This is a genomic window from Roseivirga pacifica, assembly GCF_900111145.1.
GTDB lineage: Bacteria > Bacteroidota > Bacteroidia > Cytophagales > Cyclobacteriaceae > Roseivirga > Roseivirga pacifica.
Genome location: NZ_FOIR01000003.1, coordinates 225,224 through 247,272, shown reverse-complemented (window position 1 = coordinate 247,272; position 22,049 = coordinate 225,224). Strand labels below are relative to the sequence as shown.

The 22,049-nt window shown below is 42.0% G+C and carries 20 protein-coding genes; 5 read left to right on the top strand and 15 right to left on the bottom strand.

Annotated features, from left to right (window positions below):
- Positions 1-21: 21 nt before the first annotated feature.
- The 11 genes from BMW98_RS16235 to BMW98_RS16185 form a co-directional block, all read right to left on the bottom strand.
- On the bottom strand, positions 22-1,167 hold the full coding sequence (locus tag BMW98_RS16235; RefSeq protein ID WP_245733622.1) for an acyltransferase family protein: 1,146 nt from the start codon (positions 1,165-1,167) through the stop codon (positions 22-24).
- A 121-nt stretch (positions 1,168-1,288) separates the two neighbouring features.
- Positions 1,289-1,969, bottom strand: coding sequence for a tRNA pseudouridine synthase A (locus BMW98_RS16230; RefSeq protein WP_090260165.1), 681 nt, complete (start codon positions 1,967-1,969; stop codon positions 1,289-1,291).
- A 117-nt stretch (positions 1,970-2,086) separates the two neighbouring features.
- Positions 2,087-2,827, bottom strand: coding sequence for a 3-keto-disaccharide hydrolase (locus tag BMW98_RS16225; protein WP_090259842.1), 741 nt, complete (start codon positions 2,825-2,827; stop codon positions 2,087-2,089).
- A gap of 76 nt (positions 2,828-2,903) precedes the next feature.
- Positions 2,904-3,284, bottom strand: a complete 381-nt coding sequence (locus tag BMW98_RS16220; protein WP_139177622.1) for a DUF6970 domain-containing protein — start codon at positions 3,282-3,284, stop codon at positions 2,904-2,906.
- A 40-nt stretch (positions 3,285-3,324) separates the two neighbouring features.
- Positions 3,325-3,870: a molybdenum cofactor guanylyltransferase gene (locus tag BMW98_RS16215; RefSeq protein ID WP_090259838.1), complete on the bottom strand. Its 546-nt coding sequence runs from the start codon at positions 3,868-3,870 to the stop codon at positions 3,325-3,327.
- Positions 3,863-6,169 (bottom strand): FdhF/YdeP family oxidoreductase, encoded by a 2,307-nt coding sequence (locus tag BMW98_RS16210; protein WP_090259836.1) that lies wholly within the window; start codon positions 6,167-6,169, stop codon positions 3,863-3,865. The genes BMW98_RS16215 and BMW98_RS16210 overlap by 8 nt, the downstream gene beginning before the upstream one ends.
- Positions 6,150-6,980 carry a formate dehydrogenase accessory sulfurtransferase FdhD gene (gene fdhD / locus BMW98_RS16205; RefSeq protein WP_090259834.1) on the bottom strand — a complete coding sequence of 277 codons (831 nt, stop codon included), beginning with the start codon at positions 6,978-6,980 and terminating at the stop codon, positions 6,150-6,152. The genes BMW98_RS16210 and fdhD overlap by 20 nt, the downstream gene beginning before the upstream one ends.
- On the bottom strand, positions 6,977-7,330 hold the full coding sequence (locus tag BMW98_RS16200; protein WP_139177620.1) for a DUF7009 family protein: 354 nt from the start codon (positions 7,328-7,330) through the stop codon (positions 6,977-6,979). The genes fdhD and BMW98_RS16200 overlap by 4 nt, the downstream gene beginning before the upstream one ends.
- A gap of 8 nt (positions 7,331-7,338) precedes the next feature.
- Positions 7,339-8,034, bottom strand: coding sequence for a DUF3307 domain-containing protein (locus BMW98_RS16195; protein ID WP_090259831.1), 696 nt, complete (start codon positions 8,032-8,034; stop codon positions 7,339-7,341).
- A complete protein-coding gene (locus BMW98_RS16190; RefSeq protein ID WP_090259829.1) occupies positions 8,034-8,717 on the bottom strand; it encodes a fumarate hydratase in 684 nt (227 codons plus the stop codon). Before BMW98_RS16190 ends, BMW98_RS16195 begins: the two co-directional genes overlap by 1 nt.
- Before the next feature lie 86 nt (positions 8,718-8,803).
- Positions 8,804-10,486, bottom strand: a complete 1,683-nt coding sequence (locus tag BMW98_RS16185; RefSeq protein WP_090259827.1) for a formate--tetrahydrofolate ligase — start codon at positions 10,484-10,486, stop codon at positions 8,804-8,806.
- A gap of 162 nt (positions 10,487-10,648) precedes the next feature.
- On the opposite strand from BMW98_RS16185, the gene BMW98_RS16180 reads away from it, so the two are divergent.
- On the top strand, positions 10,649-11,542 hold the full coding sequence (locus BMW98_RS16180) for a TolB family protein (protein WP_090259825.1): 894 nt from the start codon (positions 10,649-10,651) through the stop codon (positions 11,540-11,542).
- On the opposite strand, the gene mog is transcribed toward BMW98_RS16180, so the two are convergent.
- Complete coding sequence (gene mog / locus BMW98_RS16175; protein ID WP_222843671.1) at positions 11,539-12,084, bottom strand: molybdopterin adenylyltransferase; 546 nt, start codon at positions 12,082-12,084, stop codon at positions 11,539-11,541. The genes BMW98_RS16180 and mog overlap by 4 nt on opposite strands.
- A 119-nt stretch (positions 12,085-12,203) precedes the next feature.
- On the opposite strand from mog, the gene BMW98_RS16170 reads away from it, so the two are divergent.
- Genes BMW98_RS16170 through BMW98_RS16160 form a run of 3 tightly spaced genes read left to right on the top strand, consistent with a single transcriptional unit; the run spans position 12,204 to position 14,434 of the window.
- Positions 12,204-13,316 carry a DEAD/DEAH box helicase gene (locus BMW98_RS16170; RefSeq protein WP_090259823.1) on the top strand — a complete coding sequence of 371 codons (1,113 nt, stop codon included), beginning with the start codon at positions 12,204-12,206 and terminating at the stop codon, positions 13,314-13,316.
- A 13-nt stretch (positions 13,317-13,329) separates the two neighbouring features.
- A complete protein-coding gene (locus BMW98_RS16165) occupies positions 13,330-13,902 on the top strand; it encodes a peptidylprolyl isomerase (protein ID WP_090259820.1) in 573 nt (190 codons plus the stop codon).
- Between the two features lie 40 nt (positions 13,903-13,942).
- A complete protein-coding gene (locus BMW98_RS16160) occupies positions 13,943-14,434 on the top strand; it encodes a MepB family protein (protein ID WP_090259818.1) in 492 nt (163 codons plus the stop codon).
- 9 nt (positions 14,435-14,443) lie between these two features.
- On the opposite strand, the gene BMW98_RS16155 is transcribed toward BMW98_RS16160, so the two are convergent.
- The 3 genes from BMW98_RS16155 to BMW98_RS16145 form a co-directional block, all read right to left on the bottom strand.
- The gene (locus tag BMW98_RS16155) at positions 14,444-15,634 is read right to left on the bottom strand and encodes an MFS transporter (protein WP_090259816.1); all 1,191 of its coding nucleotides are present in this window, start codon (positions 15,632-15,634) and stop codon (positions 14,444-14,446) included.
- A gap of 47 nt (positions 15,635-15,681) precedes the next feature.
- Entirely contained in the window at positions 15,682-16,473 is a 792-nt protein-coding gene (locus BMW98_RS16150; protein WP_139177618.1) for a TlpA family protein disulfide reductase, read from the bottom strand.
- 74 nt (positions 16,474-16,547) lie between these two features.
- A complete protein-coding gene (locus BMW98_RS16145) occupies positions 16,548-18,584 on the bottom strand; it encodes a M3 family metallopeptidase (protein WP_090259812.1) in 2,037 nt (678 codons plus the stop codon).
- 307 nt (positions 18,585-18,891) lie between these two features.
- Here BMW98_RS16145 and BMW98_RS16140 point away from each other — a divergent pair, with 307 nt between their 5' ends.
- The gene (locus BMW98_RS16140; protein ID WP_121505202.1) at positions 18,892-21,906 is read left to right on the top strand and encodes a beta strand repeat-containing protein; all 3,015 of its coding nucleotides are present in this window, start codon (positions 18,892-18,894) and stop codon (positions 21,904-21,906) included.
- The last annotated feature ends 143 nt before the right edge of the window (positions 21,907-22,049 follow it).

The following is a 22,049-nucleotide window of genomic DNA, read 5'->3' as shown; positions in this document are numbered from 1 at the left end:
TAAGTTTATTACCGTATTCAATTAATTAATATTACTTATTTTCTTCTCCCTTTTTAACCCAAAAACAAAGCCTAGGATAGGTATCCTTTTGATTAAGAATTCATAGAGCAACCAGCATGCTCCAAATGTTCCGACTACCATTATAAATGCTTTTGTAACAAAAGGCCAGTTTAGTTCCATAAGCCAATATCCTATAATTATGGTTACGGTTTGATGCAGGATGTAGAAGGGATAAACAGCGCGATTGCAGTAGGCCAAAGCGTGACTCGGTCTATTTAGATATTTGGCTGCGTAGGCAAATATTACCAATATCCACGACCAAAAATTAGTGGTTTTTAATGCTGCTTCTGTAAAATGAATCACTGTGGAGTCTTCAAAGTACAGCCAAATAATTAGTAGTCCAGTAAAACAGCTTATCCCGAGGGCTAAGGCCTTCTTTCTTAATTTCTCTAAGGCTGGCCAAAAAGCTTCCTTCACTGAAATAAGCAGGTAGCCATGGAAGAACAGGGTTAGGCTACTGATGAAGTTGAACCAGTCCCAAACAAGGTTGTGTGTTATATTGAAAAATGGCTCTAGTAACGATTCGTACAGGAAAAGTGGAATTACAAGCAAGTAAATACTCATTGGCTTATTGCTTAATCTTCTTCTCCAAGCCTCCAGAAAACTAGTATTTGGATGATTTCTTAAATAAAGAAAAACAGGGGTAAGGATTACAGAGAAAATCAATAGGTAAGGCAGAAACCAAAGGTGGTGCCAGCTCAGGTTACCTTCTGGATAAACCCCAACTAGTGATTGCGTGGTCCAATACTCCCAATAAGAGCCCGAGAATGCTCCGGTGGAAATTCTTTCTATATAAACTTGTGGCGGCACAATTACGAGCATGCCAAAGACCAACGGGATGGCCAAGCGCGCGTGGCGCTCTTTTATAAACTGCCACCCCGAACGGTAGGAGAGTGCAAAGGCAGTTCCCATGCCAGAGATAACGAATAGAATTGGTAATCGCCACTGGTTGAGAAAGAGCATAGGCCAGCGAAGTTCTGGGTAAATGATGTTGTTTTTAATATGCCAGCCCCACGGCACAAAGAACATACCTACATGGTAGAAAATAAGTAGGCCAAAAACGATTACTCGTAACCAGTCGAGGTCGTAGCGTCTAATTTTTGTCATTACATTTTGAGTTGTTTGATGACGCTAACCTATGGCCTTTTTACTTCGAAATCAGGCTAATGTGGCGGCTGACAAGCTTTTGTGATGGCTGACAAAGCAAGCCAGCAATAAAGGAAGGAGTTTAGTGGTTTACTTCGTTCAGAATTAATCCCGAAGCTGGAGCTACAAAGCTCAGGTGTTCACCAAATGCTGGTGTTAAGCTTTGTGCTATAAAGTTTAAATCAACTTCGTTTCTTCCCAGGCGCACCAATTGCCCCATAATTAAACGGATTTGGTTGCGCATAAAGCCCTTGCCGCTAATGCGCAAAGCGTAGCTAGGGCTAGGGAAAAAGTTGGCCGTGTAAAATGTATTAGGAACAATTTCGCATAGAGCAATAGTTCGTCTAGTTACGGTGTCTTCACCCGGTTTTTTGCAATAGGCTCTAAATTCGTGTTCACCCTCAAAGAGTTTTGCGCCTTTCATCATGGTGTCAATGTTTAACTGCTCAGGAAAGGTAGATACGAATGGTGCTGAAAATGGGTGAGCTTTCTGACCAAATGAAAACAGATAGAGGTATTCTTTGGTTTTAGGAGTTTGAATAATGTTGAATTCTGCATCGGTCTTTACAATGCTCAAACCCCGAATGTCTGCAGGTAGGTTTAGGTTGAAGTTTTCAAGAAAGGAAGCTTCATCGGCTAGCGGAGCCTTTAAAAAAAGCTCAAAGATAAAGCTGTTGGCAGATACCTTGGCATCGGTTCGGCTGCCCCCTAAGGTCTTAAAATCAGAATGACCGAACACATAGTTTAGTGTTCGGTCAATCATGTGATGTATCGTTTTTACCTCAGGTTGTTTTGCCCAACCGTGAAATCTAAAGCCTAAATATTGAACCTTAATAAGGTAGTAATAGCGTTTTTTCACAGCGTTTATGGCAATTAAGCACTAAAGTGCCTTAACTCTGATGTTACGGTAATGAACTTCGTCTCCGTGGTTCTGAAGGCTAAATGCGCCTTTTTTAAATGCCGCATAGGTATCGGTATTAGCCCACTTGCTTTCAGCTTTAATAGCTTTCCACTCGTCAGAGCCTTCTTCAAACTCCAATACTTTTTCGCCATTGAACCAGTGCTCTACATGGCCATTGTTGTAAACAATTTTAACCTTGTTCCACTGCATGTAAGGGTTTGGCTTTTTAGTAGCAGCAGGAGCTTGCATGGCATAGTTTGAAGCTACCATTTTAAATGCTTCAGACTCAGATCTTGAAAACTCATCGTCAAGCACTTGATACTCAGGTCCTGTCATAAAGTCGAAGCCTAATGAATCAGCCTCTACCACGTGGTAGAAGATACCGCTGTTTCCTCCTTTGGCAATTTTATACTCCAGCTCAAACTCGAAGTTGCCGTATTGGGTGGTGGTCATTAGCGATTCGCTGCTAAAGCCAACATTTTCTTCGCCAATACCAGCGTTGCAAACAAGGGCGCCATCTACAATGGTCCAGGCTTCTGGAATGCCTTCTTTTCCATAGGTTTTCCAACCATCGAAGGTTTCTCCATTAAAAAGTGTAATCCACTCACTCTCTGCTGACTTCACATCTGCAGTTTCGGTGTTTTCTTTTTTAGCACCACCACAAGCGGTAAGTGCTGCAATTAAAGTGATTAATAGTACGGTTGATAGTCTTGAATTCATAACTCAAAAAATTTGAACCAAGATAATAAGGAATTAGAAAGTATGAGATGATTTGGGCTTTTGTTTGACAACTGGTTTAGTCGGTAATTCTCCAGATGACACCAATTTCTTGAGCCGTGTTAGAAAAATCTTCGCAAGTGGTGTCTCCAGTAATGCCGCCAAATTCGCAGATAACTTCACAGTCTTGATTATAAGCCATGAATTTCCAGTCGGGTACATCGCCCGGATTGAAAATGAATACGCACTCATCGCGATAACGATAGGCGGTTACGTTGGCATCTAAAAAATTAGAAGGCTTATCAGGGTTCTTCTTGTAAGCGTTTATTTGCTCAACTATGCAAGGAGGCAAGTGAAGCCCCATTTCTATGCAGCTAATATTGTTATCTACAATAATTGCTGGTTCGTTGCAGCCATAGCAAAGAATACCCAGAAGCAATATGGTCCGTAAGGATTTCATAAAAGCGAAATTCAATATACCGCATTGAAATAACGTAGTGCTATAACTCCTTTATGGAGTTTATGTTTCTAAATGGCTGGTAATCACTAATCGGAAGGGCAGTGGCGTTGTTTTTTGAAAGGAAGTTCTGTAGACCAAACTCACCTTGTTCTACATACCTTTTTAAATGGTTTTTTGAACTGCTTGGCCAATAGGAAGGTAATGGATGCCAAAAGCCTGATTCCGAACCTCTATAAGCTCGGACATTGCCTTCTTCTACGTTTAAAAGCTGCTGAAGCAGCTCCACTTTCATTAAAGGCATGTCGATGGCCACAACTATTAGGTTTTTATTGGTCGCTTCTAGCGCGGTAAGTATGCCGCCCATAGGGCCTGTTTCAGCGTAATTATCCTGAATGCATGGGTAATTACCTGAAAGCTCCTTGAACTGTTCTGCATTTACTGAAAGGTAAAACTCACTGCAAGCTGATAAGGTGAGTTCTATGGCTCTTTCAAGAAACGTATCGCCTTGCCATTTTACAAAGGCTTTATCCGTACCCATACGGGTGCTTTTCCCACCCATTAAGATCAATCCGGCTGGCTTAGCCATTCGCTCTGTGTATTCTTATTCGCACTCTTTTTGATGCCGGTGTTTTACTTTTTGCCGCAAACGAATCGATTGGCACCAATGGGTTTGCCTCGGGGAAATAGGTGGCCACATTGCCGCGCGGAATTGGGTATGGAATTGCCAAAAACTTGTTGGCATATCGCATTACGCCATTGTATTCGCTGCTAAGGTTTACTACCTCCTTATGTTGAATGCCAGCAGCCTTCATGTCTGCTTCGTTCATCATTACTACTCTGCGCTCGTTATAAATACCGCGGTAGCGATCGTCCAGTCCATAAATTGTGGTGTTATACTGGTCGTGGCTACGAATAGTCATCATAATGTATTCGTCTTCAGCCTGTTCGTGCTTAGGTAGTGGAATGGTCGAGAATTTGGCCTTGCCAGTATCCGTGTTGAATTTACGTTCTCGGGCACCATTCGGTAAATAGAAACCAGCTGGTTGCCTTACGCGCTTGTTGTAATCTTCAAAGCCCGGAATGGTTTGTTCTACAGCATCGCGAATGTTATCGTAGTCGTTTGCAAACTCGTTCCAATTTATGCTCGAGTTTTTTAAGGTGGCTTTTGCCAGTTCGGCTACAATGCGCACTTCGCTTAGCAGTTCCTTGCTTGGTGGGTTTAGTGCTCCTTTGGAAGATTGAACAACGCCCATGGAGTTTTCGCAGCTTACAAACTGCTCTTTCCCATTTTGAATGTCTTTATCGGTTCTACCTAAACAAGGCAGAATAAGTGCCTTTTTTCCATGGATTAAATGCGAGCGATTTGGCTTGGTTGAAACATGAACGGTCAGGTCGCAATTTTGCAGCGCCTTGGCCGTAAACTCTGTGTCTGGAGTGGCCGAAAGGAAGTTTCCACCCATGGCGAAGAAGAATTTTGCCTTTCCTTCCTTCATGGCATTGATGGCCGGGACAACCGAATATCCGTGTGCTCTAGGCGCTTTTATGCCGTGAATTTCATCTAGTTTGTCGAGAAATTCAGGTTTTGGTTCTTCCCAAATGCCCATGGTTCTATCACCTTGCACATTGCTATGGCCACGTACAGGGCATGTGCCAGCACCCGGTTTGCCGATTGCGCCCTTCATCAACAAAAGGTTTACCACCTCTTTAATATTGTCTACTCCATTTTCATGCTGAGTAAGGCCCATTGCCCAGCAAACAATGATTTTTTCGTTTTTGGCAATGATTTTTGCAGCTGCCCGCACTTGTTTCGCTTCCAAACCACACTGGCGCAAACAAGCCATGTAGTCTATGTTTCTAATGGCCGTTATAAACTGTTCGTAACCTTCAGTGTATTCGTCAATAAAATCATGGTCAATCAGGCCGCCATCTTGTGCAATATCCATTTGCAGAATTTCAAACATCAGCGCCTTTAGAAAAGCCACATCGCCATTGATACGTACCGGTAAAAACAAATCCGTAAGTTCTATACCATTGGTGAGCATGCGCTTTGGGCTTTGCGGATCGGTATAATGCATTAGTCCTGCTTCAGGCAAAGGGTTTACCGTAATAATCTGGCCGCCATTTACCTTACACTTTTCTAAAGCGGAGAGCATTCTGGGGTGGTTTGTCCCCGGATTTTGCCCCATTATTAATAGTACTTCGGCTTGATGAATATCCTCTAGGGTGACAGAGCCTTTTCCAATCCCTACTGTCTCAGAAAGCCCTACGCCTGAGGACTCATGGCACATGTTAGAGCAATCGGGCATATTGTTGGTGCCATAAGCCCGAACGAAGAGTTGGTATAAATATGCCGCTTCATTTGAGGTTCTTCCAGAAGTGTAGAAGATGGCCTCGTCAGGTGAAGGCAGCTTGTTGAGCTCGTCTGCTATAAGCTGAAAGGCATCTTCCCATTTAATGGGTTTGTAGTGTGTCGCACCTTCTTCTAGTACGAGCGGTTCCAGTAATCGCCCTTTTTTTCCAAGCTCAAAGTCTGATAATTCAGAAAGTTCCTGCACGCTGTGCTTGGCGAAGAAATCTGCCCCAATCGTTTTTTTAGATCGTTCTTCGGCAATGGCTTTAATACCGTTTTCGCAGTATTCTCCGAGCTTAGAGCGTTCATCATCCGGGTCGGGCCAAGCACAACCTGGGCAATCAAAACCACCTTTTTGATTGATTTTAAGGCTCAGCTTGAGTGCTTCACCCTTTTTCATGTATTTATTCATTTGGCCCAACGCAGAAAAAATAGCGTCTTTACCAACAGACGTTTCTTTAGGAGCCTTTTGCTTTAAGCCCGTAAATTCTTCGGGTGGTTGTGTTTTTATCTCCTTATCCTTCGATTCGCTCATGACCTGTGTAGCAGTTAAATCGTTGTTTTTTCAAAAATCCTATCAGCGTGTGTTGATTGTTTTCGGCTAGTTCTATGGCTAGACTTGAAGGCGCACCAACCGCAACAATAACTGGGATTCCTGCCATGGTGGCTTTTTGCACAAGTTCAAAACTTGCTCTTCCGCTTAAAAGCAAAATGTGATTGGAGGCGGGAAGCATACCTTGAGACCATAAGTTGCCAATGAGCTTGTCCAAAGCATTGTGCCGGCCAACATCTTCTTTCAGTAGCTCCAGTTCGCCACCTATATTGAAAAGTGCAGCGGCATGAATGCCCCCGGTTTCAGCAAATGTGCTTTGTTGTTCTAAAAGCTTTTCTTGCAAACCGAAAAGTAGTGCGGGCTTAACTTTTGGGGAGAAACCTGCTAATTTAAAAATAGGGGAGACTTTGATGGCATCGATAGAGGCTTTGCCGCATACGCCACAGCTTGAGGTGGTGTAAAAGTTACGGTCCGATTGGCTAAGGTTAATTGCGGTATCGTCTTTTACCAATACGGTAACAATGTTTTCGTCTAGTTGAGATGTGCTCACTATACAGTTGAAGTCGCTTAAGATGCCTTCGGTGAATAAGAATCCCAGCGCCAGTTCAGCATCGTTGCCTGGGGTGCGCATGGTTACTGCTACCGACTTACCGCTAATCTCAGATTCTTTTTGCAGGTGTATTTCCAGTGGTGCTTCTATGGCAACTAGATCTTCTTTCGCACGGAAAGTGCCGTTTTCAAACCGCTTGATTTGCCTCTTTTGTGTTTTTGGTATGGAAGTGTCAAAAATCATTCGGCCTTTGGGTTTGGGTAAAGGTGGTCTTCGTTTTCATGCTTTCTTGGTTGTAAGCATTGAAAGTCTTTTTCAACCAAAATGAACAAGCCTTCTTCTGTAGTAAACTCAAAACCTACGCGGTCATCTTTATCCCAATTTAGTAATTGGTCGCTTGGTATTTCAACTGAAATTGTGCCTCCGGTAAAGTCGGCCGAAATGATTTCTCTGCTTGATGCGACTACTGCGTAGCGGAAAACCCCATTTGGAAAATGGCAAATGGACATGGCTTTACCTTCTTGTGTTAGCTGCGTAACGTCTTCTGGGTTTAAGCGCAAACGAACGCTATTGTTGTTGATTCTAATTTTCATGTAAGCTTTTAAAAATACATAAACCAAAGACTTAGAATGGTAGCAATACCAAAGCTTAATAATGTGCCTATGAGTACGTATTCGGTCTTTAGGTTGTCGGTGTCTTTGTAGCGAAGAATTGATTTGGCGGCTATTAGGAAACCAACGGCTTCTAGCCTCCCCGCAATACTGAGCGTAATGATTAAAATTCTTTCTAAACTACCGATTAGTTTTCCCGCATTGGGTAGGTCGTCAGTTTGTGGTGTTTCGATTTGATAAGTTTTGAAGACCTCTTTGATAATGATGTTGGTGGGTTTTAAGGCAATTAAATAAATGAGTATGGCCTGAAGTGCCTGCGGGTTAATGCTGAAAATTGGCTGATTGTTACCTGCAAATCTTAAGTCGGTAACTAAAAGAATAACAACTATATGCATGGCCTGATCTATAAAGAAGGCGTAGTTGCCAATGGATTTTATTTTTTGAACCCGTGGTTTAAGCAGGTCGATAAAGTAGTGTGTTACCGCTATAATGAGTGCGTTGAATACGAAGTCAGGGGAGAATGAAAGTAACCACGAAAGAGCAAAAGTGATGGCAATATGCTTGTAGAGCGATTTGCTTTTGGCTCCATGCTTTAATTTTTCGGCTACCGATTGATCGGTTTGGAAATAGAAATCGCTCAAAACATGAGCAATAACCTGAAGTAATAAAACAGTGGAGAGTGTCATTATTGTGCGAGCTTTTGGTTGAAGTAAGTAGTAGCTTGTTCAATGGCGTTCCAACCAATTGCGGTTGAATGTTGGTTTACCACAGGTTGTTTTATGCCGAGTTTAGCCGCAATTTCTTCTTCGGAATTGCCTAATAGTTTTAGGTAGGCTACTTCGCATTGCCTGCTAGTGGCTTTGTTAAGCAGCACATCCAAAAGCATAAAGAGTGGCTCAAAGTCTGTGTTTAACCTTTCATCGTTCGATAGAAATTGGAGGGTGCTTTTTACAGAAACCCTTTGTTTGCTGTGAGTGGAGTGCTCGTTTACCCATCGGCCTGAGAGGTGAATGGCTTCTCCGTCAATTATATCATTTTCACGATCGTAGCGATCTAAAGTGCCGTAGCCAATGGCTTGTCGCATGCCGTAGGTTTTAAATGCCTTTAGTTTGTTCTGTTCGCTTTTCGACTTTGGGTTACTAATGGGCAATGACTTTACCAGGCACTTAAAAATTAAAGCTATTTGTAATGCATTGCCGGGCTTGGGAACAACACACTCAATATAATCTCCTTTTATTAATCTGCTGTAGGTATTGAAATGCGTATTCAGGTCAAGGAATAAAGCCTTTAGCTTTGATTCTACCAAAGCTTTATCAGTTGTTTTAAGTGCGGTAGATGCGATTATGTCTCCTGAAATGACTGCTTTCATGGTTTAAATATAGGTTTTAAAGCCTATAAATACTAATTATATGTTTGAGAGCCTATAATTGCCATGTATAGGCTCTCAATACTGTATTAAGACAAGCCTGAAATTACTCCGTTGTCATCAATGGCCATGCCTTCCGATGCAGGTTTGGCAGGCAAGCCAGGCATGCGCATCATTTGGCCTAAAATAGGAATAACAAAGCCGGCTCCGCTTGCATATTCGAACTCACGAACACTTACGTCAAAGTTTTCCGGCCTGCCGTAGCGCAGCTCATTATCGCTGAGCGATTTCTGTGTTTTTGCCATACAAATGGGCATTTCATGCAAGCAAAGTTTCTCCATTCGGTTCATTTGTAGCTTGGCTTTTTTAGAGAAATCGACCACATCGGCTCCATAAATTTCTCTGGCAATGGTTTCGATTTTCTCACGAATTGGTGCTTTCCAGTCGTATAGCGGCTTGAAGTCATCGGTATGTGCTTCGACAGCAGTTACTACAGCCTTGGCAAGGTCGGTCATGCCTTCTCCACCTTGTGCCCAACCTTTCGCAACTACTGCGTCTACATTCATTTCAGCACATTTTTGCTGAATGAGTTTTACCTCATCTTCGGTGTCAGAAGGGAATGCATTGATGGCCACTACCGGATTTAAATTGAATTTCTGAATATTCTCAATGTGCTTTGCCAGGTTTTTAAAGCCTTCTTCAACTCGTGCGACACTCGCTGTGTTGTACTCATCTGCTTTGGCTCCACCATGGTGACGCAAAGCACGAATTGTGGCAACTAACACTACGGCCTTTGGCTTTAGGCCTGAGGAAACACATTTGATATTAAGGAATTTTTCAGCGCCTAGGTCGGCTCCAAAACCTGCTTCGGTTACCACATAGTCCGAAAGAGAAAGCCCCATTTTAGTAGCCAAAACGGTATTTGTTCCTTGTGCAATGTTAGCAAATGGCCCGCCATGAATAATGGCCGGATTGCCCTCTAATGTTTGAACCATGTTTGGCTTTATGGCATCTTTTAAAAGAATAGCCATGGCATTTTCTGCCTTCAGGTCTTTGGCAAATACGGGCTCTTTATCGAAGGTGTAGCCAATGAAAATGTTCCCTAACCTTTCTTTCAGATCGCTAAAATTTTCAGCCATACACAGAATGGCCATTACTTCAGAGGCAGGTGTGATATTGAAGCCGTCTTCGCGCGGAATACCGTTGGCAGTTCCTCCCAGGCCAATTGTGATTTGACGCAATGCACGGTCGTTCATGTCCATTACACGTTTCCACACAATAGTTCTCGGGTCAATATTAAGATTGTTGGTTTTGCTCTGAATATTGTTGTCTATTAAGGCCGAAAGCAAGTTGTTGGCTTTTTCAATGGCCGAAAAGTCGCCTGTAAAGTGCAGGTTGATGTCTTCCATGGGGATAACCTGAGAATACCCGCCACCAGCTGCGCCACCCTTCATGCCAAAAACAGGTCCAAGGGATGGTTCACGTAGCACAACAGTGGTTTGCTTGCCAATTTTATTTAGCCCTTCTGTTAAGCCGATTGAAGTAGTGGTCTTTCCTTCTCCGGCTGGGGTGGGTGTCATTGCACTTACTAATACAAGATTGCCTTGTGCAATTTTTTCTTCGTTTAAAAGGCTAAGAGGCAGTTTGGCTTTGTACTTTCCATAGTGTTCTAGCTTTTCTGCAGAAAGCCCTAGCTTTTCGGCAACTGTATCAATATGTCTGATTTCGGCTGCTTGAGCGATTTCAATGTCGCTTAAATGCTTTTTCTCCATAGGTATTGGTTCATCTGTGATAGAAAAATGAATATAGTTTACAGGTCTAATATAGGTACTGGCTTTGTGAAATGGGCACCGGTAATGGGAAAAGGGTGTGGTTTAGAACAAAGCTTTTGTTAAGTCTTTCAAACTGAATACATATGGACTTAAATTAGAGGAATGAAAACCGTAAAGTTATTTGTAGGCGTACTGTTGGCAATCATTTTTTCTACCTGCAGTGGAGAAAGTGACCTTCCTACGAATGAAAAGCTGGTTTACCTGAAGAATAATTCGAACAACTTCGACCTGTTTACAAGCGATGTGCTCGGCCAATGGGAGGATAGGCTGACCACAAACCCAGGTTGGGATTGGTCTCCTAGGTGGAATACAGGGTTGGAAAAACTGGTTTATTATTCTAACGATACCGTGGGTGACTTTTCAGTTTTGGCCATAAGTTTAAATACGGGGCAAGTGGATACGCTGCCAAATGCTGATCTGCTCAATTTTAAACTTTCCCCGAGTGGAAAATACATCTATTACAATGAGGAAGATAGTTTAGGTAGGAGCATATGGCGTTGCAAACTGGATGGAACCGCTAAAGAGCGATTGACTGATGTGAACGGCTATAACGGTCGTTTTGAGGTGAACAAAGACGAAAGTCAGATAGCCTTTATTTCTGACCGAACAGGGCAAAATGAATTGTTCTTAATGAACTTGAAGACTAAAGAGGTTAAACAGCTTACCAATGATGAAATGATTGAAAAATACATTTCATGGTCACCAGATGGTAAACAAATTGCTTTTACTATGGCTGCACCAAGCGATGACCCGAAGTGGGACATCTATATGATTAATGCTGACGGTACTGGACTAGTGCAACTTACCAAAACGCCTTACTCAGAACAGGAAATTGCTTGGTCACTTTCAGGTAAGAAAATAGCGTTCCATGGAACTACTGCGGCCGAAGGAGACCATATTTATACCATAGATATTGCTGATGGTAAGTTCACCAAAATCACATCGGGCGACTACTATCATGGTGAGCCGGCTTGGGTACCGGCTAGCGCTTTTTAACTTTTAGGCCTAAAAACCTTTATTACTGCTTCATTCACCTCCAAAAATGGTCCATCAATTAGGTCGATGCAGTAGGGCACCGCAGGGAAAACAGCATCTAAGCATTCTCTTATTGACTTTGGTTTGCCTGGTAGATTAATGATTAGTGATTTACCACGGATACCGGCCGTTTGCCTAGATAGAATTGCCGTAGGAACGTACTGCAGGCTTACTTGGCGCATTAGCTCACCAAAACCCGGCATCATTTTATCACAAACCGCTTCGGTAGCTTCTGGTGTAACATCGCGTGGAGCAGGGCCTGTGCCGCCAGTGGTTACAATTAGGTTGCAGTCCTCCTTATCGGCCATTTGCTTTATCGTGCTTTCAATTAGGTACTGCTCATCAGGAATTACTTGGTAAACTGGTTCCCACTTGGTGGTTAAGTAATCTTTGAGCGTGTCTATAATTGCAGGGCCAGAAATGTCTTCGTATTCCCCTTTGCTTGCTCTGTCCGATACTGTAATGATTCCAATTTTTACAGGTTGTATTCCGTCCAATTCCATCTCCTTCAAATTTGCTTCAAAGATAAAAAATATGGCTTTCCACGCTCAAAAAGGCGCAAAAACTATTGTCTTCTTTTTCACTTCAATTAGCCATACCTTTGTGCCTTAAATAGAATAACGTGAGTACATTTTCAGAATTAGGTATTAAAGAGGGCTTTGTAAAAGGGCTAAATGAATTGAATATTTTCAACCCGACCGAAATACAGCAAAAGGCTATACCTGAGCTGCTTAAGGCTGATAATGACTTTGTTGGGCAGGCCCAAACCGGTACTGGAAAAACCGCTGCTTTCGGCTTGCCAATGTTGCATTTGGTAAACCCGAAGAGGAGAGAAGTACAGGGGCTTATTTTGGCGCCAACGCGTGAGCTTTGCCAACAAATAGCGAAGCAACTCTTCAAGTTTACCAAGTACAGCGATAAGATATTTGTGGAGGCAGTATATGGTGGTGCACCAATTGCCGATCAGATTAAGCGTTTAGAAAGGCCTACGCACATCATTGTGGCAACACCGGGTCGATTGATCGACTTGATGAGTAAAGGGGCCATTTCGCTTACCGATGTGCAATATGTTGCATTGGACGAAGCCGATGAAATGCTGAGCATGGGCTTTAAAGATGATATCGTAAAGATTTTGGATGAAATTCGTGCCTCACGAAATATCTGGTTGTTCTCGGCTACCATGCCGGAAGGCATCAAACAGATTATAAAAAAATTCTTACGCCCCGATGCACTCAGAATTCAGATTAGCAGAAATGCCGGTGTGAATGAAAATATTACCCATGAGTTTTTGATCTGCAATTCGAAAGACAAGGTGCAAGAGCTAATGCATTTTCTCTCATACCATAAAGATGAGCGTGGAATGATCTTCTGTCAAACAAAACGCGCGGCTCAAACCTTGAATAAGCAATTACAGGCAAGAAACCTTTCGGTTGATGTGATTGAAGGTGATATGGGGCAGCGTGATCGCGACAAGGTAATGCGCATGTTTAAGAGTGAAAAGCTCGATTTGCTTATTGCAACGGATATCGCAGCTCGTGGTATCGATGTAAAGGGACTGAACTTTGTGCTGCATTACCAATTGCCGCAGCAAGCTGAATATTATACCCACCGCAGTGGCCGAACCGGTAGAGCAGGTGAGAAGGGGGCTTCCGTTCTGTTTATTTCGGAAAAGGAAAGAGAGAAGGTTTTTGAATTGGCTAAAACGCTTAAATTTAAAGTTAAACCTTTGAACTAAACCACTTTTAGAAATGAAAAAGCTGCTCGCTTTAGTTTTACTTTTTGCTGTATTCAGTTGTGCCAAAGAGGCAACTTATCAAGTTGGTCAGATTAAAACTCCGCAAGGTGAATTGCTTGTTTGGCTTTATGACGATACGCCCAAACACAAAGAAGCATTTTTAGAACTGGCAGAAGAAGGCTACTTCGATGATTATACCTTCAATCGTGTGATCGATAATTTTGTAGCGCAAGGTGGCTGCCCCGATACGCCCGAGGGTTTTGCTTACTCGGTGCACTTGCTAGAACCTGAGTTTGAAGCAGGGCACAAGCACGTGTATGGCGCTTTTGGTGCCGGTAGAGATGGTAACCCAGGTAAGCTTTCAGCGGCTTGCCAATTCTACATTGTTCAAAATAAGAATGGCCTTTCAAGACTAGATGGAGACTACATGATTTACGGTCGGGTGATTAAAGGCATGGATCTGGTGGATGAAATGGTGAAGGTGCCAACTGATTCTATCGATCAACCATTAACGCCTATTACTTTGGACGTAAATGTGATTGAAATGACAAAAGATCAGCTAAAAGCTTTAGGGGTAGAACTTTAGCCTTTTTCGAGGTTGTGACGGAGTTTTTTCGATTGACAGAATGTACGAACGTCTCTCTTTAATTAATGACACAGTTTTTAGTCCAGCTGGGCTTGCGATTTCTGGTTATACGGAAGAGTTTGAAAGTAAGGACTATGCAGCTTGTACATTTCTGCTAAACGAGAAGTCGGTCGTTTGTAGAAATGCGAAGGTTACGCCCAAAAAGGTAGGTCAATTTGTTACGTTTTGGAAACGAGTTGATCAACAACCGATAGCCCCATTTCATCAAAGCGATACAGCAGATTTTTTCGTTGTGAACGTAAGCCGAGCTGGAGTATTAGGCCAGTTTGTGTTTCCTAAAGCTGTGCTTATCGAAAAGGGAATAATTTCTACTAACCTTAAGGAGGGCAAGCGAGCGTTTAGGGTTTATCCAAGCTGGGATAGCCCAACCAGTAAGCAGGCACAGCAAACGCAGCAATGGCAACTCAAGTACTTCTACGAAATAAATGCTGACTTAAACCTTAACAGGGTGAGAATGCTTTTTGGTGAGTAGTTTCCAGCCTTAACTTCGCTTCTTCTTTTTTGGTTGTTGAATAAGCCCTCTGGTGTAAAATAGCCCAAAAATTGGCCCAACTACTAGTGTGAGCAAAAGCCATTCAGTTGGCATTTTTCCTGATAAATATCCCATTAATTGAATGCTAGGTATAGTGAGCAGAAAGCCAATGCTTACGGCTATGGTTAGCGCGGTACCAACATAATTTCGTGGAGCGGTTGTAGCGTTTAGAGAGGAGAATTGAGCAGAATCGCCAATTACTGCAAAGCCCCAGAGCATGAGTACTGCCAGAAACTGGCTTTGTTCCATTTGATAAAAGGCAGGAGAAACAGCGCAAAGAATGCCAGAGAGTGTAAGGAATTTAAAAGCCACTTTGGCACTGCCTTGTTTTATGGAAATATAACCACCAAAAACACAGCCTAGAGCACCCATAGCCATAATAATGAAAGTCCATAAGCTTGGGTTAATATAGACTTGATGTTGTTGGTTGTAATAATTGATAATGAATGGAAGAAAAGCCCAAAAGGTGTACAACTCCCACATGTGGCCGAAGTAGCCAAAAGCTGCAGATCTAAAATCTTTCTTTTTAAACACCTCTAATAGTTTGCTGGGTTGAAAGTGAGCTCCTTTTTTTCTAAAAGGGCCTTCGCCAACTAATAAATACATGGCTAATCCGCCCAGTACGGAAAGTACAGATGTGCCAATAAGTACCAGCTTCCAAGAAATTTGTCCTCCCGTATAGTTTAGTAGGTGAGGAAAGGCGGAACCAATTACTAGGGCACCCACTAAGAAACCTAGCGCTTTGCCCAGTTTTCCTTCGAACCAATCGGAGGCGATTTTCATGCCTACGGGGTAAATACCGGCAATAAATATTCCTGTAAGAAATCGCGCTACAAGTAAAACTGTAAACGAACCCGGAAAAACGAGCAGACTGGCATTCATTAAGGCGCCCAATACGGCACAGGTCAAAAACACCATAGAAGGTTTAAACCTGTCGGCAATTGAGAAAATGGCAAAGGTAAATGTACCCGCTATAAAACCGAGCATTACCATGGAAGTAACGTGTGCAATGCTGTTGTCCGGTAAATTCCAACTAATTTGGATTTGCGGTAAAATAGCATTGCCGGCAAACCAAAGGGATGTACCGGCAAATTGCGAAAATACTATAGTGGGAAGTATGCGGTTTGGTGTCTTGTTCATAACCACCGCGAAACTATGGCTTTAAGTATGTAAGTAAGTCGCTAGGACTACATTTTTTCAATAATCTTCTGAATTAGCTCGTTTGTTGTTTCGTAGTCTTCTTCGTTTGCTTTGGCTATGTCAATGGCTTCTTTGGCTGTTTTAAGTGCTTCGGTGTACTGGCCAGTTAAATAGAGTAAAGCCGCATAAGTATCCGTGTTGCTGTATCCTGGGTTAAGTTCAATAGAGCGTTTTACGTATTCTAAGGCCGTAGCCATTTCACTGTCTGTTGCATCAATGGTGCTTTCAGAATCTGCATGCTCTAAGTAGTAGTTCCACGCATAGGTATTTAACCCTGAATAGTCTTCCCAAATGAACTCTTTACCAAAATAATCGGCAAACATATAAGATCTTACATTGTACGAAATATCCATGTATTGAATAGCGCCTTCATCGTTAAAGAACATAATAACAGGTGCTGAAGATGTATTGAAATAAGAGCTAAACGGGCCGTTTAATTCTGTGTCTAAGTAAAGGTTTGTTGTGTTGGTCCAGTTAGAATGATAGTTGTTGGCTTTTATACTCGTCCAGTCATCATCTACATTTAATGCTAAAAGTTGCACCATGCCAGACTTTGCTGCATTGTCTAGCGATTGAATTACATCCATACAAGGAAAGCACCACTCGCCACTCCAAGTCACCAAAAAGGTTGGTAAGTGGTTGCCAGAATCATCGGTAATAAGTGTTTCGAGGTCAACTGATTCATTATTGTCAACTCTTCTTACTGAAAAATTGATTTGAGCCTGAGTGAGAAGTGTAATGCAAAGCATTACACAAGAGAGTATAGTTATGCGTTTCATGCGTTAAAAAGTTGATACTACTAAACTAATGGTTTTGTAGTCATTTTTGAAATGAAAAATCAATTGGAACAGGCTTAGTCGTTCAATAAGCCTGCTCTTCTCAATAATGCTTTTACATCAGGTTCTTGTCCTCTAAAGCGCTTGTATAGTACCGAAGGGTGCTCAGTGCCACCCGCAGAAAGTACGTTTTTCTTAAAGGATGCTGCTACTTCTTTATTGAAAATTCCATGTGTTTTGAAGTGCTCAAAAGCATCTGCATCCAATACTTCGGCCCACTTATAGCTATAGTAGCCGGCAGAATAGCCCCCTTGGAAAATATGCGAGAACGAGCAGCTCATATTGGTGTTTGGCAGTGGAGGCAACACGTTGGTCGAGCTCATTATATCATCTTCAAACTTGCCAACAGATGCTACGTTTTGATTGTCCTGCCCGTGCCAGGCCATGTCTAGCATACCAAAGCTCAATTGGCGCATGGTTTGGTAGCCTTCCATAAAATTGGCGCTTGCTTTGATTTTTTCGATCAATTCGGCCGGAATAGCTTCTCCGGTTTCGTAGTGCTTCGCGAATAGGTCTAGGCATTCCTTTTCATAACACCAGTTTTCTAATACTTGAGAAGGCAGTTCCACAAAATCCCAGTAAACACTGGTGCCAGAAAGGCTCTCGTAAGTGCTGTCGGCAAGCATACCATGTAGGGCATGGCCAAACTCATGGAAGAGTGTGGTTACTTCATTAAAGGTTAGGAGAGAGGGTGTTGACTTGCTTGGTTTGGTAAAGTTGCAAACAATGGAAACCAGTGGCCTATGATCTCCTTTATCATCTTTGAATTGGCCTGCATATGAGGTCATCCATGCACCAGCCCTTTTGCCAGCCCTAGGGAAAAAGTCGGCATAGAAGGTAGCTACAGGTTGGCCGTGCTCATCGGTAACATCGTAAACCGTAACTTCTGGATGGTATTTGTCGATGCTTGGGTTCTCCTTAAAGCTCAAGCCAAACAGCTTATTGGCGGTTTGAAAAACACCATCAACTACTTTTTCTAGCTGAAAGTAAGGTTTTAGTGTTTCATCATCTATGGTGTATTTCTCTTTCTTTAGCTTTTCCGAATAGTAAGCAAAGTCCCAGCGTTCTAACTGCTCAATACCGTCTAGTTTTTTAGCATATGCCGCTACCTCTTCTACATCTTTTTTGGCGCCACCTTTTCCGTATTTTTCAATTTCTTTAAGGAAACCCATTACCTTTTCAGGTGATTGGGCCATTCTTTCCTCTAGCACAAAATGAGCATGGGTTTTATAACCCAAAAGGTTGGCACGCTCATGGCGAAGGTTTACTATTTTCTTTACAATTTCTTGATTGTCAAGATCATCTCCTTTGAAGGATTTAGATGCGAAGGCGATACTGAGTTCTTTTCTCAATTCTCGGTTTTTCGCATAGGTCATAAAAGGCACATAGCTAGGGTAGTCTAGTGTTATTACCCATTTACCTGCTTTTTCTTTTTGCTCTGCAGTTTCGGCTGCTTGCTCTATGGCGTATGTTGGCAAGCCAGCAAGGTCGGCCTCGTTTTCTAGTACCAACTCATACTTATTGGTTTCCGCCAAAACGTGTTCTCCAAACTCAAGGGAAAGCTGCGCAAGTTCTACATCAATTTTACGCAGTTGTGCTTTTTTCTCATCATTCAGTTGGGCACCATTTCTTACAAATCCCTTATAAGTCTTTTCTAAAAGCGTTTTTTGTTCTGCGCTTAGCGTGTTTTTGTCTATGCCATCGTGCACCTCTTTCACCTTTTTAAAGAGGTCAGCATTAAGCAAAATATCGTTTGAAAATTCGGTGAGTAGCGGAGACACCTCTCTAGCTATGGCCTGAATTTCGTCATTGGTTTCGGCACTGTTCAAATTAAAGAACACACCCGAAGCGCGATCTAACCTTTTACCTGAGAATTCTAGTGCTTCAATAGTGTTATTAAAGTCAGGCTTTTCTGCATTGGTAACAATTGCGGTGATCTCATTTTTTGCCTCTTCAATTAGCTGCTCTATTGCTGGCTTGAAGTGCTCGTTTTTGATTGCTGTAAAAGCCGGAGGGATATTGAAAGAACTGTTTTTCTCTAAAAGTGGATTCATAAAAGTGCTTCAATTAATAATGCTTGCAAAGCTATAATAATGCTGCATGAATAACACCGGTTTTTATAGATGGTTCTTAGAAAATGGTGAAATAAACTAATTCTTGATAAAATCCTTAAAGTAAAATTGGATTATTTAGTGAAATACTTGGTTTGTTTAAGTTATGTCAATTTTTCACATACGAAAAGTCGATATATGAATAGATAATAATGTTGTTTAGGTATATTTGCGCGCATAACCAACTCCGGGAATCTGAACAGGTGCGTTCTGGCGTAAGTGTAAGGATTTCTTAAATGTGTTCACCTAAATGAGACTACTAATTACGAGCATCTTTTGCTTGTTGCCCTTAACCATGCTTTTCGGCCAAGGGACTTTTCAGTCCAATGCGTCCGCTGGGTGGCACTTGGCTACTACCTGGACATTAATTAGTGGTTCCGATGCCGATGGTATACCAGACTCAAACGATAATGTGATCGTTCAGTCAGGGCATAATGTTTCCATATCTGTTGCAAGCTCTGGCAACAATCTTACACTGAACAACGGTACAATTTCATTCAGTAATACTGTTACGCTTTCAATTGCAGGTAATTTATCTGTTACATCTAACTCGAATATTAACGGTTATAATAATTCGCATGTAATTCAGGTCGCAGGAAATGCTACAATCCCGACAGGGATTACGCTTTCGGTTGGAGCTATTGGTTTTACAGTTGTAGGAACAACCACGATTAACGGTTCACTTTCTTTATCGGGTTATAGCGGTAAACCACGAAACTTTGGCGACATAATTATCAATTCGGGTGGAAGCATGACCTGCACGGGGGCTGATGCTTACACGTTTAATGGTGATTTAACTAACAACGGTACTTTTACAGCAACCTCATACGGAACTACATTTGCCTTTGCCTCAAGTTCGGGAACTATAGGCGGTAGTGGTTTAATCAGTCTGTTTAGTGCTACCTTTAATAGTCCTGCAAACTATACTAACCAAGGAAACTTACAGTTTCGAAACTCCTTTTCTGGAACAGGCTCTTTTACCAATGGCAATGGTGGGCAATTGGAGCTTCAGAATGGAGGGCCTTTTTCTATTTCTACTTTTGATGCATCGGCTGTAGGTAACACAGTTACTTATACTGGCTACAGCAATGTTTCCGCTTTTAGTGGGTCTTATTATAATCTTGTTCTGAATAAATCGAGCGGTTCGCTGACATTTGGTGGAGATATTTCAATTGATAATGATCTCACAATTCAGAGTGGTATTTTTCAAATTGGAGCCGTTACCGCTGATATCGGTGGAGACTTAATTATAGAGGGAGGAGAGTTTACTCCTGATAATGCATCTGGTGAAACCAACTTAGCAGGAGATGTTTTAATGTCTGGTGGGGAATATGACCACAACAATGGTGATGTTAATTTTAATGGAAATGTTACTGTAAGCGGGGGAGCCTTTTCTATGGCTGGCAGTGGCTCTACAATAGATGTTGCTGGTACTTTTAACCATAACGGTGGTACGCTTCAATTGGATGCGGGAACGCTTACGGTTCCGAATATTTATGTGGCTGCTGGAATCACATTTACGGTGGGAGGAGCAAATGTAAATTCCACAGGTACTGCCGAATTAGATGGTACAATGCTGTTTAATGCTACAAATGGCACCAAGTCCTATAATAATATTCAAGTAAATGTCTCTGGTACCTGGAGCGTAACGCAAGATGAAGGCTTTACCGTGTCTGGAGATATCACTAATAATGGTACTTTCAATGGTTCGCCAACATACGGTTCTGCAGTTTATAACCTAAGCAGTACTTCGGGTACAATTAGCGGCTCAAACTCATTGACCATTCGAAACTTGTTAATTAACTCACCTGCCAACATAACAAATGAAGGTGTATTAACGGTTACAACTACTCTAAATGGTTCAGGAACCTTTAATAATGGTGCAAATGCTACGCTTACCTATTCAGGGAATAATAGCTCGGGATCAAACTTTACTATCACTAATTTCTATGCGTCTGCTACGGGTAATACGGTTGTGTTTAATAGAGATGGTGACCAACAGTTAAGAGCAACTAGTGATTCTGACAATAACTATTATAACGTACACATAAATACAACCGCAGCCGGGAACGATGTTACGCTGGCAGGAAATATTACAATCGATAACCAGCTTACGCTTACTATGGGTGATTTGTTTTTGGCAAATAATAGGCTCACACTTGCTGATAATGCAACGGTGTCCGGTGGTAGTGCAGATAGTTTTATCAGCTTGAATGGCAGTGGCGTTTTGCGTAAAGAGTATTCTGCAGTTGGCGGTTCTAATGCTTTCCCTATTGGAGATAATAACGATTTTTCGCCAATTATATCTTTCACTGTCAACTCGGCCACATTGGGTAGCAATCCATATGTGGAATTCGATGTAACAGATGCTAATCACCCAAATAGAAATACTGATAACACAGGGTCAGGTGGAGACGATGACGGGAAAACGGCTACTGCTTATATCTCTAGGTATTGGTCTGTAAATGCTAGTGATATGAGTGACCCTAGCTACACCTTTACAGCACAATACATAGATGATGATGTTACTGGAACTGAAGCCAATATGATTGGGGCGTTATACCGACAGCCTGTTGGAGAGTCTTTCTTTGATTGGCATGAGACAGGTACTGTTAACCCAACGAACAACCAAGTAACTGTTACAGAAGCAGATAATTGGGGCGATGTTTATGCAATGGATAATGATGAGGATAGGTTGCCTGTAGACTTGGTTTATTTTAATGTGGCTAAAGATGGTAATCTTGTGAAGCTTGAATGGCAAACAGCAAGTGAAGAGAATAATGATTATTTTCTAGTAGAGCGCTCTCAAAACGGAGTGGATTTTCACTCAATTTTGTCTGTTGATGGTAAAGGCAATACGAGTGGTTTGGTGAATTATGAGGCTAATGATGTGCAGCCTTTAAACGGCACATCTTACTACAGGCTCAAGCAAACGGATTTCAATGGTCAGTTTGCTTATTCAGCAATTAAGCGTGTGGATTTCAGCCATAAGGAGCTGGCATTTGAATTTAGCTTAAGTCCTAACCCAATAAGCGCTGGTGGCCGACTAAAAATTAATGGTAGTTTGGGGCAGCAGATACATAATGGGGCCCATTTGTATATATATTCCCGAAATGGGAGCTGTGTGTATCAGCAAGCGCTATTAAACGAATGGAGCGAAAGCCAGCTGGAGGTTGAATTACCAGCAAGTTTACACGCTGGCATCTACATAGTTTCCATCGTAAGTGGACAAAAAAGAGCCTCTTCAAAATTAATTTTACATTAATAATTGTACCTATTTATAGGTATTTTTTCACTTATAGACTAGCCTTGGAACAAGGGTAGATGCCCATGTTTTTTTAGCAGTTTTTGTTAAAACGTATTGATATGGGCTAGAACTGCGCTTTTTTCAGTATTAATTGATTTGGC

Bases quoted from the DNA above. Each gene is read 5' to 3' on its own strand.
- BMW98_RS16235 (WP_245733622.1), bottom strand. From the start codon at position 1,167: ATGACAAAAATTAGACGCTACGACCTCGACTGGTTACGAGTAATCGTT.
- BMW98_RS16230 (WP_090260165.1), bottom strand. From the start codon at position 1,969: ATGATTGACCGAACACTAAACTATGTGTTCGGTCATTCTGATTTTAAG.
- BMW98_RS16225 (WP_090259842.1), bottom strand. From the start codon at position 2,827: ATGAATTCAAGACTATCAACCGTACTATTAATCACTTTAATTGCAGCA.
- BMW98_RS16220 (WP_139177622.1), bottom strand. From the start codon at position 3,284: ATGAAATCCTTACGGACCATATTGCTTCTGGGTATTCTTTGCTATGGC.
- BMW98_RS16215 (WP_090259838.1), bottom strand. From the start codon at position 3,870: ATGGCTAAGCCAGCCGGATTGATCTTAATGGGTGGGAAAAGCACCCGT.
- BMW98_RS16210 (WP_090259836.1), bottom strand. From the start codon at position 6,169: ATGAGCGAATCGAAGGATAAGGAGATAAAAACACAACCACCCGAAGAA.
- fdhD (WP_090259834.1), bottom strand. From the start codon at position 6,980: ATGATTTTTGACACTTCCATACCAAAAACACAAAAGAGGCAAATCAAG.
- BMW98_RS16200 (WP_139177620.1), bottom strand. From the start codon at position 7,330: ATGAAAATTAGAATCAACAACAATAGCGTTCGTTTGCGCTTAAACCCA.
- BMW98_RS16195 (WP_090259831.1), bottom strand. From the start codon at position 8,034: ATGACACTCTCCACTGTTTTATTACTTCAGGTTATTGCTCATGTTTTG.
- BMW98_RS16190 (WP_090259829.1), bottom strand. From the start codon at position 8,717: ATGAAAGCAGTCATTTCAGGAGACATAATCGCATCTACCGCACTTAAA.
- BMW98_RS16185 (WP_090259827.1), bottom strand. From the start codon at position 10,486: ATGGAGAAAAAGCATTTAAGCGACATTGAAATCGCTCAAGCAGCCGAA.
- BMW98_RS16180 (WP_090259825.1), top strand. From the start codon at position 10,649: ATGAAAACCGTAAAGTTATTTGTAGGCGTACTGTTGGCAATCATTTTT.
- mog (WP_222843671.1), bottom strand. From the start codon at position 12,084: ATGGAATTGGACGGAATACAACCTGTAAAAATTGGAATCATTACAGTA.
- BMW98_RS16165 (WP_090259820.1), top strand. From the start codon at position 13,330: ATGAAAAAGCTGCTCGCTTTAGTTTTACTTTTTGCTGTATTCAGTTGT.
- BMW98_RS16160 (WP_090259818.1), top strand. From the start codon at position 13,943: ATGTACGAACGTCTCTCTTTAATTAATGACACAGTTTTTAGTCCAGCT.
- BMW98_RS16155 (WP_090259816.1), bottom strand. From the start codon at position 15,634: ATGAACAAGACACCAAACCGCATACTTCCCACTATAGTATTTTCGCAA.
- BMW98_RS16150 (WP_139177618.1), bottom strand. From the start codon at position 16,473: ATGAAACGCATAACTATACTCTCTTGTGTAATGCTTTGCATTACACTT.
- BMW98_RS16145 (WP_090259812.1), bottom strand. From the start codon at position 18,584: ATGAATCCACTTTTAGAGAAAAACAGTTCTTTCAATATCCCTCCGGCT.
- BMW98_RS16140 (WP_121505202.1), top strand. From the start codon at position 18,892: ATGAGACTACTAATTACGAGCATCTTTTGCTTGTTGCCCTTAACCATG.